Below are 17,177 nucleotides of genomic sequence, written 5' to 3'. Positions count from 1 at the left end.
TTTAATTTTGATATAGATTGATTTCTATATATTTGTAAATCTCTTGCTATGAGATTTAATTGCTATATAAAAAATAAATGTCTTAAACTAAAACGGTTTAAGTAAAACACTATGAAAAGAACAAAAAATAAATATAGATATGAAAAAACTTTACACAATTTTAATTGCAACATTATTATTTTATAATGGATTTAGTCAAAATTCGGATGATTTTATCATGACTTATGAAGTTGATGATGAAACTGGTTTAGGAGTTATATTTCCTTTTTTAGGAGAAAACTTTACAGTTGATTTGGGAGATGGTAATACATTATCAAATACTAATTTAATACCAGGAATTATTCATTATACATATGCCAATCCTGGAGTGTATACAATTACTGTCAGTGGAAATATAAATAGAGTTTATTATGATGATATAGCATATTATCCAGATGATATAGAAAATTTAAAATCGAAAGTAAAATCTGTTGAGCAATGGGGAACTGCACAATGGATTACAATGGAAGGAGCTTTTGGAGGTTTGAGAAATTTAGTAATAAATGCAGTTGATACTCCTGATTTGAGTCAAGTAACAAATATGTCAGAAATGTTTCGTTCAGCACAAAGCTTTAATCAAAATATAAATAATTGGGATGTTTCAAATGTGACAGATATGGAAGGGCTTTTTCGTTTTGCTAAGATATTTAATCAACCATTAAATAATTGGGATGTTTCAAATGTGACAAACATGGAAAAAATGTTTCAATCTGCAAATAAATTTAATCAACCATTAGATAATTGGGATGTCTCAAATGTAGTAAATATGTCAGGAATGTTTTTTTCTGCTTATTATTTTAATCAAAATATAAATAACTGGGATGTTTCGAATGTGACAAATATGTCTTTTATGTTTTTTAATTTTAATGCAGCTGCTATAGAAAGTACTTTTAATCAACCATTGAATAATTGGGATGTCTCAAATGTAGTAAATATGAGTTCAATGTTTCATAATGCAAGAGCATTTAACCAACCATTAAATAATTGGGATACATCAAATGTTATTGATATGCATTCAATGTTTAAAGGAGCAAAATTATTTAATCAACCATTAAACAATTGGGATACATCAAATGTCACAAATATTCAAGGAATGTTTCATTCAGCACATAGCTTTAATCAAAATATAAATAATTGGGATACGTCAAATATAACTAGTTTAAAAGATGTTTTTAATAGTGCAATTATTTTTAATCAACCATTGGATAATTGGGATGTTTCAAATGTGACAAATATGGAAGAACTTTTTTACTTTGCTAATGTATTTAATCAACCATTAAATAATTGGGATGTTTCAAATGTGACAAATATGGAGAAGACATTTTATTATGCAACTGTATTTAATCAACCATTAGATAATTGGGATGTTTCAAATGTAAAAAATATGGCTTCGATGTTTTCAGGAACGGATGTATTTAACCAAAATATAAATAACTGGAATGTCTCAAATTTAAAATATATGGGGGGAATGTTTTCTCGTACTAAAGCATTCAATCAACCACTAAATGATTGGGATGTTTCAAATGTTTTAAAAATGAATGCTGCGTTTGCTCATGCAAAAGTGTTTAATCAACCTTTAAATAATTGGGATACATCTAATGTGTGGGATATGGAAGCAATTTTCAAATTTGCTTTAGCTTTTAATCAAGATATTTCTAATTGGGATTTTAATTCAGTTATTGAAGGGTTTGAAAGTGGTTTAGGTGACGCGTTTATCGGTTATACTGCAATGGATACAGATAATTACGATGCACTTTTATTAGCTTTAGCTAATTCAGAATTAGAGAATAGAATTTTGAATGCTAAAGAAGTTTCATATTGTAATGAATCTGTGCGACAATATTTAATAGAAGAAAAAGGTTGGACTATTTTTGATGGTGGTTTAGGAGAAAACTGTAATTTATATTCTATAACAGGTTCTGTTATTTATGATATAAATGATAATGGATGTGATGAAAATGATATTCCAGTAAATAATTTACAAGTAAATGCTAATGAAAATAATTTTGTTTTTGGAACAACAGCAATAAATGGTACTTATAATTTAAATGTTTCTGAAGGAACTTTTGATATCAATATCTTAGATAATTCTGGATATTTTAATATTGAACAAAATACTTCTTCTGTAACATTAAATGAATCAAATCCTGCTGAAAATATTGATTTTTGTATTACAGCAAATCAATCTGTAAAAGATTTAAAAACTTCTATTATCGCTTTGACTGAAGCTCGCCCTGGGTTTACAGCAAAATATCAATTAATTGTTCAAAATATAGGAACAGAAATCATTGAAAATGTAATTACAAATTTCAATTACGATATTGAAAAAATAAGCTTTGTAAGTTCTGATCCAATTGAAAATAATGCTTCAGAAAGTTCATTAACTTATGAAATTGGAACTATGAATCCATTAGAATCTAAAATTATTGAAATTCAAATGGAAGTTTTTACCCCTCCAACCGTTAACGGTGATGATATTTTGAGTTTTAATGCAAATTCAACTCCAGTTGAAAATGATGAAAACCCAGAAGATAACGGCTATAAATTAGATCAAGTTGTTGTTAATTCTTACGATCCAAATGACAAGCGAGTAATGCAAGGTGAAGAAATCAATTTAGATGAAGTAGGAGAATATTTAGATTATATTGTTAGATTTCAAAATACAGGAACAGCAAGTGCAATCAATGTTAGAATTTTAGATGTTTTAGATGAAAAATTAGATATTCAAACTTTAATTCCAATTAGTGCAAGTCATGATTATTCAGTACAAATTAATGGAAATGAAGTAGAATTTATTTTTAATAATATTGATTTAGCTGCTGAAATTGTAAATGAACCAGAAAGCCATGGATATATTGCTTTTAAAATCAAACCAAAAAATGATTTAGATTTAGGAGATATTATTTTAGGAACTGCAAATATTTATTTTGATTTTAACCTTCCTATAGTTACAAATACAGTACAAACAAAAGTGGTTGAATTATTAAGTGTTTCGGAATTTTTAAATGAAGAATTTAAAATATTTCCAAATCCAGTTAATAATATTTTGAAGATTGAATTTGATAAAAATGTAAACATAGAAAAACTATCAATCATTGATAATAAAGGTATGATCATTTCTAAATTTAATCATAATCAAAATATTATTGATGTTTCTAATTTGAATTCAGGAATTTATTTTATTCAAATCACGACTAAAAAAGGAGTTTATTCAAAAAAGTGGATTAAAGAATAATAAGGTTATTTAAATTTAAATCACATAGAGTTTTTCTATGTGATTTTTAGTTTTAAACATATATTTCTTTTTAGATTTAATCATTTTAAAATGAAATAAAAAACGATGATTATCTATTCAATTCTTTATCCAATTCTAACTTTTCTTTTTATCATGATTTGGGTAACAAATACTACAATAAATATTTTTTTGATAAGATTATTGCCAATTATTATGAGTTATGTATTAATTGGGATTTTTGTAATTGAATTTATTCTTGTTTTGATTTTTAGAAAGAAATTAAAAAGTGTAAAAAATAAAAGAATTGCTCTGATTTTTGCTTTTTTGTTTTATGAAATCGTGATGTGGATTACTATGGGAGATTTACCGATAATCAATATATTTAATGAACCATTTTTAAAAAATATTTTAGCAGCAGTTTCTGTTTCTTCATTTCTTTCTTTAGCAATTATTTTCTGTATTATTTGTATAAAAGATAAAATGAAAAAGAGAAGTTTTGTTTAAAATTGATTTGTAAGTTTGCCTCCCAAAATTAAATATAAACAAACTATAAATTAATTAAATTAAGAATGAAATATTTAAAGAAAATCTTTTTATTATTAAGTATTTGTGTGTTAATGACAAGTTGTATGTCTGCTGTTTTTGAATCAAAATTAACAGTTGAAAAAGGCGCAATTCCAATAGATTTTAAAGATTATAATGCAACTTTATTATGTGTAACTTATGATGGTAGTTATGGAAATTATTTGAAAAAATATCTTAAAAAATATTATTCAGGTAAATATAAAATAATTACCAAAGATGACTTGACAAATGAAAAATATAAAGATGAAAATAAATTCAGATATGTTTTTGATTATAGTAAAAAATCTGCTGGTTATAAATTTGATGTAAATGCCATGGATAGATCTAGAGAATATCTTTATAAAGTAAGAAAATTCTATGTCTATGATAGAATAGAAAAGAAAACATATAGCAGTCGAATCACTTCTTCTTTTTGGGCTAAAATACTTAAAACATATTTAAATAACTTAAATACAGAATTAGTAAAATAATAGAATTCAAGTGAATAAGCATAAAAAAAGCATATAGAAATTCAATTTTTATATGCTTTTTTATTGTCTTATAAATGTTTAACTTCAAGATTGTGAAAGTTTTAAAACAATTTTAAGTGAATAAAAAAATAGGATTAGGCGAAGCAATTTCCATCGGAATTGGTGGAATGGTTGGCGGAGGAATTTTCGCTGTTTTAGGTTTGGCAGTACATTTGGCAGAAGGAGGAACGCCAATTGCTTTTTTCTTTGCAGGAATTATTGCATTAATCACTTCCTATTCGTATGTCAAACTTTCCATACGTTATCCTAGTCGAGGAGGAACGGTAAAATTTATTTATGAAGGTTTCGGAAAATCTGTTTTTAGTGGAGGAATCAACAATCTTTTGTGGATAAGTTATATAATTATGATTTCTCTTTATGCGTCTGCTTTTGGTTCTTATGCTCCAAATCTTTTTTTATTTGTTGACCGAAATATCGATTTTCATATTTATGCAAGCTTTATAATCGCATTAGCAACATTTATCAATTATTATAGTATAAAAGTTGTTAGTGAAATTGAATCTTTTGCCGTTGTTATCAAACTTATTATTTTACTTTTATTTGTCGTTATTGGAATTTATGGATTATTCAGCAGTCCAAGTGAAATGCAACTTTATGTTTCTCATTGGGAATCTCCATTAAAATTAATTGCTGGAGGAATGGTAATTTTTGTTGCTTATGAAGGTTTTGAATTAATCGCAAATGCAGCTCCAGATATTAAAAATCCAAAGAAAAATATTCCAAAAGCATATTATTATTCTGTGATTTTAGTCATTTTGATTTATGTAATTATTGCTACAGTTACAGTTGGTTCTTTACCGTTTGAAGCTATAGAAAATGCAAAAGATTATGTTTTGGCTGAAGCAGCTAGACCAACTTTAGGAAAAGCTGGATTTATTGCCATTACGATTGCAGCTTTAATTTCTACTTTTTCTGCAATAAACGTTTCTCTTTATGGAAGTAGTCGTGTTAGTTATGAAATTGCTGAAGAAGATGAACTTCCAAAGCAATTCACGAAAACATTATGGAAACAACCAATTGGTTTAATGATTACTACGATTGCAACATTAATTATTACGAATTTTTTAGATATCGAAAGTATTTCAACTGCTGGAAGCACAGGTTTTTTATTGATTTTTGCAATGGTAAATTATGTTTGTTTCCGAAAATATGCAGAATTTAATGGAAATCGAGTGATTTCTTTTTTAGGTTTTATTTTATGCTTAGCAGCTTTATTTATTTTGATTAACCAACAATTAAAAACAAATAAAACTGGAGTAATTGTGGTTTTGTCAATCATCGGAATTTGTTTTGTTTTAGAATGGATTTATAAAAAATGGTTTTATTCAGAATAAAATATATATTTGATGAAATTGAAAATTAAAAGTGATGAAAAAATTGATTATAATTCTTTTACCTTTCCTATTTTTAAGTTGTGGAATTTTTAAAGAAGAATACGATTCGCATTTAAAATTAACTGAAAATAATATTGAAAATTTAAATGGAACTTTTTATACAGATGCTATTGATGAAAAAATAAATAGAATTAAACATCCTAATCTTGATGCTAAAAAAGAGTTGAATTTCGAAATTAAAATATTAAATCATAAAAAAATTAAATTAAATTTTTTAGATGAAAATACAATAGTGAAATCACAAGTGTTAAAATATAAACTTAAAAAAAATGGATTTCTTTATTTAAAAAATAAGAATTTTAAATTAACTGGAATTCCTTTTCTAATTGGAGGATTTGATGTGAAAAAAGTTAGGCTTACTTTAGATAAAGAAAAAAAATTAATCCTTAATGACCTGAATAAAAGTTTTTTTTTAATGGGAGGAGTTTATTATGGGTATAGATATGAAAAAATTCATGAATATAAAAGAGTAAAATAAAATGAAAAAAGAAGAAATTTTAGCTGTTTTTGGTATGTTATTTTTGCTGATTTCTTGTGAAAATAAAGAAGTATCTAAAATCGAAGTTATAAAATTGGATAAAGAATTGCTTGAAGAAATTAAGAGAGAAAGTGACACTTTTTTTAATATTAAAAAAGAAGAAATCAAATATATAAATAAGAAAGAAAATCTAGAAACTAGAATTTTTAAAGATGCTCATGACAACATTCTAAGAATTATTCAAGAAAAAGATGGAAAAGCTATTTATGTTCGTGAATATTTTGAAAATGGACAAGTAATGGGAGAATTGCCACAAAAAATTAACGATAAATATCATGGTAAGGCGACTTATTATTATAAAGATGGACGAATTAGAGTAGAAGGGAGTTTCAAATTTGGAAAATCTATAGGTATTTGGAAAAAATATGGTAAAAATGGTAATTTAATTTTAATTGAAGATTATGGAGATGGAGATATGGAACCAAAAAGAATTCAAATAGATTGATTTTTACATCGTAAGATTACACAAAAAAAGCTATGTTTACAACGAAGAAACGATTAATATAAAAAATGAAAATAAAATCTACTTTCATACTATTTCTATTTACTTTTAGTTTACAATTATTTGCACAAGACCAAAAAAAATACGATGGAGAAATAGAAATCCAACTTATTAGACATGATTATTACTATGATATTTATAGTGAACCAACAAAGAAAATTTCTAATAAAGAAAATTTGCCTTTTTTAAAAATGACTTTGAATTCTTCAGGTCAGGCTTTAAAGGTTTTGTTGTATGGAAAATATTATAAAAATGATTTACATCTTTTGCGACAAATGCATCTTTTAGAATATTATAAAAATGGTAATAGAAAAAGAAGAGAAATTTGGGAAACAGATAAAGAAGAAAATTTAGAATATAATTTTTATGTAAAATATGAACAGGACAAGTCAAAAAAACATATCATCTCTGAAAAATCCTATTTTGTAAAATCAGATTCTCTTTTTAGAAATTTAAAATATTGGATAAATGAAAAAGGAGAATTTCAAGGTCGAAAAAAAGACGACAAGAATTATACAAAGATGGAATATGATGAAGAAGGAAGATTGATGTTATGGCAAAATTTTAAAAAAGGAAAAAAGAATTGGGAATGGCGATATTCTTATGAAGAAAATAAAAGAATTGGATTGTATTATAACATGCATACTATAGGAAAAGTTCCACCTAAAAAAGAAATAAAATCATTTAATGAAAAAAAGCAAGTTGTAGAATTGGAAAATTCTATGTATAAAACAACCATTTCTTATGATAAAAATGGAATTATACAAAAGATAGAGTATTTTAAGAAAGATCAAGAATTGATTGAATCTGTAAAGTTTATAGAGATTAAGTTAAAATCAAAAAAGAAAATAAAGAAAAAAAGTGTTTCAGAAATTAATGAAACTATTTTTCAAACAATCCTTGAATATGTTTCTTATATTTAATCTAGTATTAAAATAGAATCTCACTTTTTTTGTTCGTTTTCTTATCATGAAAAAAAATAATTCAAAGGTTGATATTCAGCATTAACTTTAAAAAAATAAAAAATCGAAGTAAATTTTTACTTCGATTTTTACTGTTTAAATAATTAATGAAAACAAATTAAATATCTAACCTATAATTTACTTTAAAAGCAACTCCCCAATTTTTTCGATAAATATTTTCATCATAATTGTCAGAAACAACCAAATACACATATGAAAGCGGACGATATTCCCATTGTAATCGACTGTTGACATTGAAATTGTCAAATTGTGTGTTATATTGTACATAAGTTGTCCAATTCAAGCGATTTGTAAAGAATATTTCACCAATAAATCGAGCTAAATGAAATGTGTCTTTTCCTAACTCATTTAAATCGATATCATTTTGTTCGTATCTAACTTGTAAGCGAGCAAGAGGTAATAATTGATATTCAGAATATAAAATAAAACGAGTTCTTTTTCCGCTATAATACGTTCCAAGTTGTACATTTCCTCCGTATTGAAATTTCTTTTTTCTAGTAGAATCAAATCCTAAACTCATTCGATAAAAATTATAAACTTCTGGCGTGATAAAATTTCCATTTCTTAACGGATCAAATGCATATTGTAAATTAATATGATGTAAACTAGCACCACCATAAAGGTTTGATAAATCTTTAAAATAAATATCATTATTAAAATTCGTAGAACTTTGTGTTAGAATTCCTTTTTCATCCCAATAAGTATTATTTGAAATATTAAAATAGCGATGGTTGTCTATAATTTTAGAATTTTTTGGAAAACGTGTTAATCCAAATCTTGTACTTGCTTGTGTATATCCATCTCGAATTGTTGTTTCTGTAATTGCATCATAATTATATAATCTCGGAACAAACCCAACATCTGTGATATAATTTTTCTCTACTTTTCGAACAGCAGCACGCCAAGAAACTTTTAAACTATTATACCAAATTCCTAGATTGTAAAAATTATTATCTCCAGAAATATTTTTTGTAAAACTTTGTGCAAGATTGATCAAACCTGTCCATCGATTATTTTTTGAATTATAATTTAGATTTAATCCACCAACTCTATTATAATCATCCGCAAATGAAAATCCATCCATTTCTTGGCGATTAATTAAAAAACCTGTCGCTCTAAAAGAATTTGATAATTGTTGTTGCCCAACTAAAACCGTATAATTTTGTGCAGGAATGTCATCTTCTTCTTTTGTGGAAGCATTTAAAATTCCAATTCGAGTTTTTTCTGCAATATTTCCAGAAAGTTTTAAACCAAATAACATATCAGTTTCTGCTCCAATTTTTCTTGAATAAAAAGGATTTACATCATAAATTCCAAGGTTATTAAATAAATCACTGTTTTCTAAAAAGAAATTTCTTCTTTCTGGAAAAAAGATAGAAAAACGACTCAAATTTGTTACTTGTCGATCTACATCAACTTGCGAAAAATCTGGATTTATTGTCGCATCCAATTTTAAAGAAGAATTCAAATTATATTGTACATCAACACTTGGTTTTAAAGTAGATTCTTTTGTTTCATTTGCTAAATCTTCCTGATGATTTAAAGTAAGTGAAGGTGTAACAACAAAACGTGAAGATTTGTTTTCTACCAAATTTTCCATCTCAAAAACTTTTGCAAATCGCAAATCGAATTGCGAATAATTTCTATCAATTTTTGTGCTTGTTGTCCATTCATTTAATTTGATATTTCTGGTGTGAAACATAATTCCCCAATTTGGATTTTCTGTTTTATAACCTAAAGTTTTTAAAGGAATTTCAATTTCATAAACTTTTGAATTTCCATTTACTGAAGTTTTTGCATTCCAAGTGGAATTCCAATTAGTATTCACTCGAAACCCATTTCCTCTTCTTGCAACCAAAGCATCCACCAAAGCATCTCCCATATTTACAATAAAAAAATATCCAGCTTGTTGTTGATTATACGTGTCAATTACAACTGCAAAAGAATCACTATTTCCTCCAGAATTTCTAATGTCATCACGTTTTAAAGAACCAATTTGAACTTCTGGATTCGGATCCTGGTAAATTGCACTGATATAAAGAAATTTTCCATTATGAAATAATTTTACTTGGGTGTTATTTTGCGCATTTTCTCCACTATTTGGAATATAATTAAAGAAATTACTTTCCATTGGAAGTGTTTCCCAAACAGATTCATTTAATTTTCCATCCAATTGAATGGAAGTTTCTTTAAAAGCAATTTTTCCATTTTGTGCCTGAATAAGATTAATTCCAAAAATTAGAATTAAAAACAGAACGATTTTTTTCATTTTCTACAGATTCAATAGTTAGACTTATTTGTTGGCGGATAAAAGTAGCAGAAGCAAGAATTGATTTTTGAAAAAGTAGATAAATCAGAAGTTTAGAACGATAGAAAATGATTTATAGAAAATACCGTTTTTGTATACAGAAAAATACTTTTTGACTTCCAAATTTTAGGTTTCAGCTACTTTTATTTTCGATCTGTTTTAAAATTGTATTTTAGCGCAAAAATGAATAGTATCCATAAAATATCTGCTTTTTTCCAAATTACAATCGTAAAACATATTTTGTTTTGGATTGGAATTATAGCATATTTTTTTTTTACTGTAGAAATGAAATATTTTACAGGATTACAAGAAGTATTTGAAACAAGAATTATCATCATTTTGATGCAAATAATGTTTGCATATTCTTTACTTTTAATTCTAGTTCCGAAATTTTTAATTCCCAAAAAATATTTTCTTTTTACAATTGGAGTTATTCTAATGTTAATGTTGGCATATTTTACTTTTGTAACTGTTCATGAGTTTTATTTTCAACCAAAATATTGGAAATTGAAAGGAAATGAAACGGAATATAAATCTGTAAAAAGTTTTTGGTTTTATATAACGAGAACTCGAACTTTTATAGGAAAATCCATAAAATTTGCAACACCTGCACTTTTGTTGTTAATGATTAAATTTTATAAAGACCAACAGAAATATTTAAAATTAAACGAACAAAAGAAAACAGCCGAATTAACCACTTTAAAACAACAATTAAATCCGCATTTTTTATTTAATACTTTAAATAATTTATACGCTTTATCCATCAAAAAATCGGATCAAGCTCCAGAAGTGATTGCAAAACTTTCAGAAATGTTGGATTATATGTTGTATGGTTGTAATGAAAAATTTGTTTCGCTTTTTAAAGAAGTTGAATTGATTGAAAATTATCTTGCTTTGGAAAAAGTTCGTTATGGAAATAGAGTGAAAATACAATTTCATAAACGATTTGAAAAAGAAGTGAAAATTGCACCTTTAATTTTGTTAACTTTTATCGAAAATGCTTTTAAACATGGTGTTTCACAAGAGTTAAAAGAAGCAGAAATTGAGATAAAAATATATTTAGAAAATTCATTTATTTGTTTTCAAATTACAAATTCAATTCCTACAAATAAAGTTGCTTCAACGAAAGAAAGAATTGGTTTGAAAAATGTAAAAAAACAATTGGAATTATTATATCCTGATGCCTTTGATTTACAAATTGAAGAAAAAGAAAGTGTGTTTAAAGTCAATTTAAAATTAGAAGAAAAATGAAATACAAATGTTTGATAATTGACGATGAAGCTTTAGCAAGAGAATTGATGGAAACACATTTGTCACAATTGGACGATTTCGAATTGGTTGCTTCTTGTGCAAGTGCAATTGAGGCGAGTAAAATATTGCAAGAAAAAAATATTGATTTATTGTTTTTAGATATTGAAATGCCAGTTTTAAAAGGAACAGATTTTTTCAAAAATTTACTGAATAAACCAGAAGTGATTTTTACAACTGCGTATCGAGATTATGCAATTGAAGGTTTTGATTTAAATGCTGTAGATTATATTTTAAAACCAATTACTTTTCAACGATTTTTTAGAGGAATCGAGAAATTTAGAAAAATAAAAAAAGAAATTGTACCAACACCAGTTACAATTTCTGAAAACAATGAAAAAGAAAACCATATTTATATAAGAAAAGATAGAAAACATGTAAAGGTTTATTTTGAGTCGATTTTATATGTGGAAAGTTTGAAAGATTATATTAAAATTCACACAGAAAAAGAATCTCATATAACAAAACATAGTATTTCTTCTTTTGAGAAAAAATTAGATAATCGTTTTATAAGAATGCATCGTTCTTATATTATTAACAAGGATAAAATTACTGCTTTTACTAAAAATGATGTTGAAATTGGTAAAATTGAAATTCCAATAGGTGAGAATTTTCGAGCCAATCTTACTGCTGTTTTAGTTTGATAATCTCATTGCATTTATGTGTATAATTTATTTATAAAGATTAATGTATTTTTTAATTATAGAAATTCATTTAAATTTAAATAACTGATTTTTAGATTTTTAAAAATATTATTTAGATGGAAAATGAAATTATTATTAAACAAAAACAGTTTATAAACTTTTAAATAAAAGCACAAATGAGCAAGTCAAAATGGAATGCCAAACCAGCAACTGATGAATGGAATTCAGCAAAAAATTGGGAGCCAGCTATAGAACCAACTAAAGAAGCAATTTTTTCTACTTCTGATGAAACAGAAATCACTTTTTCTCCAACAAGTGATGCAAAAATTAATACAATCGAATTTACAGAAGATGCAGCAACTTTTACTTTTAAAATTGACAATAATGCAACAATTCCAGCTCTGACAATAAGTGGAGGTGTTGTAAATAATTCTAAAAATAACCAATACTTTATTATTGCATCCAAAGGAGTGAGTTATAAAGAACCACAATTAAAATTTGAAAATTCAGCATCTGCTGGTGGAGTGGATATGAATTATTATGCAGGTCCGAATTCTTTAACAGAAGGTTATGGCGGAGGAATTATTGGATTTTTTGATAAATCCACAGCAGGTGAAGCTTCATTTGTGGTAAAAACTGGAGAAGTTCCGCCACCAAAAGAAAATAGCACAGTTGGAGGAGAAGTAAGTTTTTGTGATGAAGCAAAAGCTGGAACAGCACATTTTAAAGTTTATGGAACTTTGGGTACAGATGGAGATACTTTTGGAAATGTGGTTTTTCATGATAAATCAAATGCAGAACGAGCGACTTTTGTAAATGTTGGAGGAACAGTTTATCAAGGAGATGGTGGAAATACGCAATTTTATGACACTGCAAATGCAGCGAATGGAGTTTATTTAAATTATGGTGGAACTTTTTCAGAAGCAAATGGAGGTGACACAGTTTTTGATGGAAATTCTAATGGAGGAAATGGTCAGTTTCATAATTTTCCAGCGCAAGTTTCGGATGCTCATGGAGGTGTAATGAGTTTTAATAATAACCCTCCGAAAGTAACAAAAGGAGGTTCTTCAGCAGGAAATGGAATCTATCATAATTATGGAGCTTCGGAAAAATTTCATGGTGGAGGCGGACATATTGAATTTAGTGCAATTCATGGTTGTCCGACAGCTGCTAGAGGAATAATTCATAATTATGGAAGTGTTTTAGAAGAAAGTACATCAGCTGGACATACAATTTTTTCAATTTCTCCGCCAACAACAAATTTCCCAACAGCAGGAAATGCAGAAATTTGGAATCATCCATCGATAGATGAAAATTGTGCTGCTGGTTATACAGAATTTACAGTATATAATGATGGGGAATTTGAGAAAGTTCCAACTGCCGCAAATGCAACAATCTATAATTTAGGAGGAAAAGAAGCCAATTTAAATGGAGGATTTACTAAATTTTCTGGTTTTTCAACAGCTGCAAATGCAAAACTTGTTGCTTTAGGAGGAAAAAGTGGAGGAAAGATTATTTTTGAAGATGATTCTGAAGGAGGAAATGCTGATATTCATCTTTTTGAAAATGGAATTTTGAAAATAAATGATCATAATAGTGGAATTACAATTCAAAAATTAGAAATAATTAATGGAATAATTATTCTTCAAACAGGAAAATATTTGACTAATTTGACATTAAAAGAAGAATTGATTTTAAACTCTGAAAAAATGTATTTTTCTTTTCCAGAAGAAGGAGGAGAATTCGAATATGACAAACCGTATATTATTTTTTCTGCACCAAATCTTTCGGATTTTGAAACTTCAAACTTTGAATGGAAAAATTTAGAAGATGTTTATATAAATTTTAGTATTATTGAAGAAAAATTACAAGTTAATTTTCATCGAAAATAACTAATTATAAAATGAATTTTGAATGGATTTTTAATTGATGAAAAATTTTAAATTCATTCAAAATTCTTAGTTAAGTTGTTAAAAAAATGCTTTAGAAATTAAAATTATGATTAAAAAACTATTATTAGGAACTTTTATTTTTATTGTTGGTTTTATAATTGCTGCCTTATATTTAGAATCTTTTTTTCTCGAATTAATTCAAGATATGTTCGTTTTTACCACAAATAATAGAATTCGATTTACAGGAAAATATTTTTATATATTTGGTAGATTGTATTTTTATTTTTCTTTTGGAATAGCCTTTTTATTTTTTCTGTTTTTTGGATTCCAAGAAAAGAAAAATGTAATTATAAAAAATAAGATTTTACAAATATTGATTTTTAGTATTTCACTGTTTTTAATTTCAGCAATAGAAGCAAATTTAAAGGTGATTCAATGTGAAAATTGTATTGATGGTATTAGAAACTTATATAAAGGAAGCGTTTCTTATGATTTTATCTATAAGTTCTATTTTGTCAATATTCCCACAGTTAATTAAAATTATTAATCGAAATCAATTAAATTTAAATAAAAATAGTCTAATAATTGATGAAAAAGAATGATTTTTAATTGATTTTTGGAGTTTTTCGATGAATTTGTAAAATTATTAGGAATTTTAAATTAGATTCTTATATATTTGCAATCTCATTCAATGCTATGGGATGAGATATTAAAAATTGAAGAAGAAATTAAATAAAATTCAGAGTGAAATTTTGCTATAGTTTACTTTGAATTAGGTTAAAAAAGAAAAAGTTATGCTAATTATTTTTGGGGCAAGAGCTGTGCATCTACATACAGAACTTAAAGAGAATTTGACTTGTCCAAGTTGTGAATCAAAAGGTTTTATTGAAATTAATATTTATAGAAAACACGCACATGTTTTTTGGATTCCTTTATTTCCATTTTTTAAATCTGGTTATGCTCAATGTCAAAAATGTAATTATGATTTTGATTTAGATGATGGAGGTTTACCTGATCCTTATGAGATAGAATATGATAATGTGAGAGCAAATGCAAAAGGACCAAAATGGCAGTTTGCAGGATTAACTTTGATTTTAGGGTTAATTGCTTATGCAAATTATGCGAGTTCTGAAACGGAAGCTTTAGAGAAATTATATATTGAAAGTCCAGAAATAGGAGATATTTATGAATATAAACCTGAGTTAGAAGATGGATATTCTACAATGAAAGTTGTGAATGTCAAAAAAGATAGCGTTTTTGTGAATTTGAATCTTTACATCACAAATAAAATTAGTGGAATTTACGAGATTGAAAAATCTGAAAATTATTCCAATGATATATATAGCTTTTCTAAAGAAGAGATTGAATTCATGCATGAAGAAAATCAAATTATAGCAATAGAAAGAAATTAGGATTATCAATATTTATAGAGTTTTAAAGCATGTTGGAATTTAATTTCAATGTGCTTTTTTATTAAAAAAACAAATAAAAATTTAAAGAATAGTTTTTGAAAAGTAGCATTTTTTGTAAAATTGAAATCTAATAAAAATCAAACTGAATATGTCAATTAAAAAACATTATGATACACATCTTGCAGGATTTTATTCTTGGATGTTGGGAGATTTTAAGCAACAAAAAGATGCTTTTAAAAACTTTTGCTTAAAACATGAAATCTTACCAAAAAACTTAAAAAATGCAATTGATTTAGGAGCTGGAAATGGAATTCAATCTGTTGCTTTGGCTGAAATTGGATTTGATGTTGTTGCAGTTGATTTTAATCGAAAATTATTAGGAGAATTAGAAGAAAATAAAGAAAATTTACCAATAAAAATCATTCAAGATGATATAAGGAATTTAAAACAATTTGATGAAAATTCTGTAGAATTAATTTCTTGTTGTGGAGATACTATTTCACATTTAGAAAGTGAGGAAGAATTAGAGAATTTCATTCAATCATGTTATCAAATTTTATCTAAAAATGGAAAATTAATTTTGAGTTTCCGAGATTATTCTATTCCATTGAAAAATACAGATAGATTTATTCCAGTGAAAAGTGATGAAACGAAAATTTTAACTTGTGTGATTGATTATTTTGAAAAGAAAATTTTAGTGACAGATTTATTGCATGAAAAAATAAACGGAAATTGGATTCAAAAAGTTAGTTCTTATGAAAAACTAAGATTAATTCCTGAAAATGTAATTGAATTAATTGAAACTATTGGTTTTTCTGTCAAAATAAAAGAAAGTTTAAATAGGATGATTTATTTGGTTTTAGAAAAATAAAAAATGAATACAGATTTAATTTTAAGATTGAAATCTATTTTAAAAGTTGATTTTACTTTTGAACAAATTCATAAAGGTTTTTCTCAAGATGTAAAATATAAACTGTTTATTTCAGATAAAACATATTTATTAAGAATCAGTGATTTCAAAAACTTTGCAAATAGAAAAAGAGAATTTGAGATTATGCAATTTCTTTACAAGAATGAGGTAAAATGTAACAAACCTATTTTAATAGATACTTTTCAGGAAGGTGAAAAAATGAATTGTTTTACCTTATTTTCTTTTATAGAAGGTGTGGATTTACAATTTTGTTTAAAGGAATATTCCAAAGAATTGCAATATGAAAATGGTTTTGAAGCTGGAAAAGATTTAAAGAGAATTCATGAGTTTTCTTTTGAAAAAAATGATTGGAAAGAACGAAAAGCGAAAAAGCATTTCTCTTATATTTCTGAATATAAAAAGATAAATTATTCATTTTCAGAAGAAAAAATAATTGAAGAATTTATAAACAAAAATCTTATTTGTTTAGAGGCAGAAAAAAATTGTTTATTACATGATGATTTTCATGTGGGAAATTTAATTTCTGAAAATGGGAAATACGCTGGTGTTATAGATTTTAATAGAATAGATTCAGGAGATTTTGTACATGATTTTGTGAAATTAGGATGGTTTAGTAAAGAAATTAGTATTGATTTTGCAAAAGGTCAATTGGATGGATATTTTAAAAACAATGAAATACCAATGAAATTTTGGCAAAAATATTCAGTTTATATGGCGATGAGTATTTTTGCAACAATTGTTTGGTATGTGAAATTTCATCCAGATTTAATTGAGGAATTAGAAAGTAAAATTAAAATGATTTTAAAAGATCATGATAATTTTAATTTGTTAAAACCAATTTGGGCTTGAATTTTATTTAAAAATATTTAAAAATAA

At 26.0% G+C, this 17,177-nt stretch carries 15 protein-coding genes; 14 read left to right on the top strand and 1 reads right to left on the bottom strand.

Translation table 11 applies throughout. From position 1 onward, the window contains the following. Nucleotides 1-139: 139 nt before the first annotated feature. From I1A51_RS12420 to I1A51_RS12390, 7 genes are all read left to right on the top strand, one after another. Nucleotides 140-3,274, top strand: coding sequence for a BspA family leucine-rich repeat surface protein (locus I1A51_RS12420; protein WP_196894362.1), 3,135 nt, complete (start codon nt 140-142; stop codon nt 3,272-3,274). Between the two features lie 105 nt (nt 3,275-3,379). After that, the gene (locus I1A51_RS12415) at nt 3,380-3,778 is read left to right on the top strand and encodes a hypothetical protein (RefSeq protein WP_196894361.1); all 399 of its coding nucleotides are present in this window, start codon (nt 3,380-3,382) and stop codon (nt 3,776-3,778) included. Nucleotides 3,779-3,843: 65 nt separating this feature from the next. After that, complete coding sequence (locus I1A51_RS12410) at nt 3,844-4,329, top strand: hypothetical protein (protein WP_196894359.1); 486 nt, start codon at nt 3,844-3,846, stop codon at nt 4,327-4,329. A gap of 116 nt (nt 4,330-4,445) precedes the next feature. Continuing rightward, nucleotides 4,446-5,723 (top strand): APC family permease, encoded by a 1,278-nt coding sequence (locus I1A51_RS12405; RefSeq protein WP_196894357.1) that lies wholly within the window; start codon nt 4,446-4,448, stop codon nt 5,721-5,723. A 34-nt stretch (nt 5,724-5,757) separates the two neighbouring features. Then, nucleotides 5,758-6,261 carry a hypothetical protein gene (locus I1A51_RS12400; protein ID WP_196894355.1) on the top strand — a complete coding sequence of 168 codons (504 nt, stop codon included), beginning with the start codon at nt 5,758-5,760 and terminating at the stop codon, nt 6,259-6,261. Nucleotide 6,262: 1 nt separating this feature from the next. After that, a complete protein-coding gene (locus I1A51_RS12395) occupies nt 6,263-6,766 on the top strand; it encodes a toxin-antitoxin system YwqK family antitoxin (protein WP_196894353.1) in 504 nt (167 codons plus the stop codon). A 65-nt stretch (nt 6,767-6,831) separates the two neighbouring features. After that, on the top strand, nt 6,832-7,746 hold the full coding sequence (locus I1A51_RS12390; protein ID WP_196894351.1) for a hypothetical protein: 915 nt from the start codon (nt 6,832-6,834) through the stop codon (nt 7,744-7,746). Between the two features lie 157 nt (nt 7,747-7,903). Here I1A51_RS12390 and I1A51_RS12385 read toward each other — a convergent pair whose 3' ends face one another. Next, nucleotides 7,904-10,075, bottom strand: a complete 2,172-nt coding sequence (locus I1A51_RS12385) for a DUF5916 domain-containing protein (RefSeq protein WP_196894349.1) — start codon at nt 10,073-10,075, stop codon at nt 7,904-7,906. Between the two features lie 222 nt (nt 10,076-10,297). Here I1A51_RS12385 and I1A51_RS12380 point away from each other — a divergent pair, with 222 nt between their 5' ends. From I1A51_RS12380 to I1A51_RS12350, 7 genes are all read left to right on the top strand, one after another. Beyond that, the gene (locus I1A51_RS12380; protein WP_196894347.1) at nt 10,298-11,365 is read left to right on the top strand and encodes a sensor histidine kinase; all 1,068 of its coding nucleotides are present in this window, start codon (nt 10,298-10,300) and stop codon (nt 11,363-11,365) included. Next, nucleotides 11,362-12,066: a LytR/AlgR family response regulator transcription factor gene (locus tag I1A51_RS12375; protein ID WP_196894345.1), complete on the top strand. Its 705-nt coding sequence runs from the start codon at nt 11,362-11,364 to the stop codon at nt 12,064-12,066. Before I1A51_RS12380 ends, I1A51_RS12375 begins: the two co-directional genes overlap by 4 nt. A 176-nt stretch (nt 12,067-12,242) precedes the next feature. Next, complete coding sequence (locus tag I1A51_RS12370) at nt 12,243-13,958, top strand: hypothetical protein (RefSeq protein WP_196894343.1); 1,716 nt, start codon at nt 12,243-12,245, stop codon at nt 13,956-13,958. A gap of 106 nt (nt 13,959-14,064) precedes the next feature. Further along, complete coding sequence (locus I1A51_RS12365) at nt 14,065-14,496, top strand: hypothetical protein (protein WP_196894342.1); 432 nt, start codon at nt 14,065-14,067, stop codon at nt 14,494-14,496. Nucleotides 14,497-14,752: 256 nt separating this feature from the next. Next, complete coding sequence (locus tag I1A51_RS12360; RefSeq protein ID WP_196894340.1) at nt 14,753-15,370, top strand: zinc ribbon domain-containing protein; 618 nt, start codon at nt 14,753-14,755, stop codon at nt 15,368-15,370. 148 nt (nt 15,371-15,518) lie between these two features. Beyond that, complete coding sequence (locus I1A51_RS12355) at nt 15,519-16,241, top strand: class I SAM-dependent methyltransferase (RefSeq protein WP_196894338.1); 723 nt, start codon at nt 15,519-15,521, stop codon at nt 16,239-16,241. Between the two features lie 3 nt (nt 16,242-16,244). Further along, a complete protein-coding gene (locus tag I1A51_RS12350) occupies nt 16,245-17,150 on the top strand; it encodes an aminoglycoside phosphotransferase family protein (RefSeq protein ID WP_196894336.1) in 906 nt (301 codons plus the stop codon). Nucleotides 17,151-17,177 lie beyond the last annotated feature (27 nt).

The sequence above is a fragment of the Aureivirga marina genome (assembly GCF_015767265.1).
Classification (GTDB): domain Bacteria; phylum Bacteroidota; class Bacteroidia; order Flavobacteriales; family Flavobacteriaceae; genus Aureivirga; species Aureivirga marina.
This window is presented reverse-complemented; position numbering and strand designations above follow the sequence as displayed.

Coding starts and splice junctions, on each gene's coding strand:
- I1A51_RS12400 (WP_196894355.1), top strand. CDS start 5,758: ATGAAAAAATTGATTATAATTCTTTTACCTTTCCTATTTTTAAGTTGT.
- I1A51_RS12410 (WP_196894359.1), top strand. CDS start 3,844: ATGAAATATTTAAAGAAAATCTTTTTATTATTAAGTATTTGTGTGTTA.
- I1A51_RS12365 (WP_196894342.1), top strand. CDS start 14,065: ATGATTAAAAAACTATTATTAGGAACTTTTATTTTTATTGTTGGTTTT.
- I1A51_RS12420 (WP_196894362.1), top strand. CDS start 140: ATGAAAAAACTTTACACAATTTTAATTGCAACATTATTATTTTATAAT.
- I1A51_RS12415 (WP_196894361.1), top strand. CDS start 3,380: ATGATTATCTATTCAATTCTTTATCCAATTCTAACTTTTCTTTTTATC.
- I1A51_RS12355 (WP_196894338.1), top strand. CDS start 15,519: ATGTCAATTAAAAAACATTATGATACACATCTTGCAGGATTTTATTCT.
- I1A51_RS12350 (WP_196894336.1), top strand. CDS start 16,245: ATGAATACAGATTTAATTTTAAGATTGAAATCTATTTTAAAAGTTGAT.
- I1A51_RS12370 (WP_196894343.1), top strand. CDS start 12,243: ATGAGCAAGTCAAAATGGAATGCCAAACCAGCAACTGATGAATGGAAT.
- I1A51_RS12360 (WP_196894340.1), top strand. CDS start 14,753: ATGCTAATTATTTTTGGGGCAAGAGCTGTGCATCTACATACAGAACTT.
- I1A51_RS12375 (WP_196894345.1), top strand. CDS start 11,362: ATGAAATACAAATGTTTGATAATTGACGATGAAGCTTTAGCAAGAGAA.
- I1A51_RS12390 (WP_196894351.1), top strand. CDS start 6,832: ATGAAAATAAAATCTACTTTCATACTATTTCTATTTACTTTTAGTTTA.
- I1A51_RS12395 (WP_196894353.1), top strand. CDS start 6,263: ATGAAAAAAGAAGAAATTTTAGCTGTTTTTGGTATGTTATTTTTGCTG.
- I1A51_RS12385 (WP_196894349.1), bottom strand. CDS start 10,075: ATGAAAAAAATCGTTCTGTTTTTAATTCTAATTTTTGGAATTAATCTT.
- I1A51_RS12380 (WP_196894347.1), top strand. CDS start 10,298: ATGAATAGTATCCATAAAATATCTGCTTTTTTCCAAATTACAATCGTA.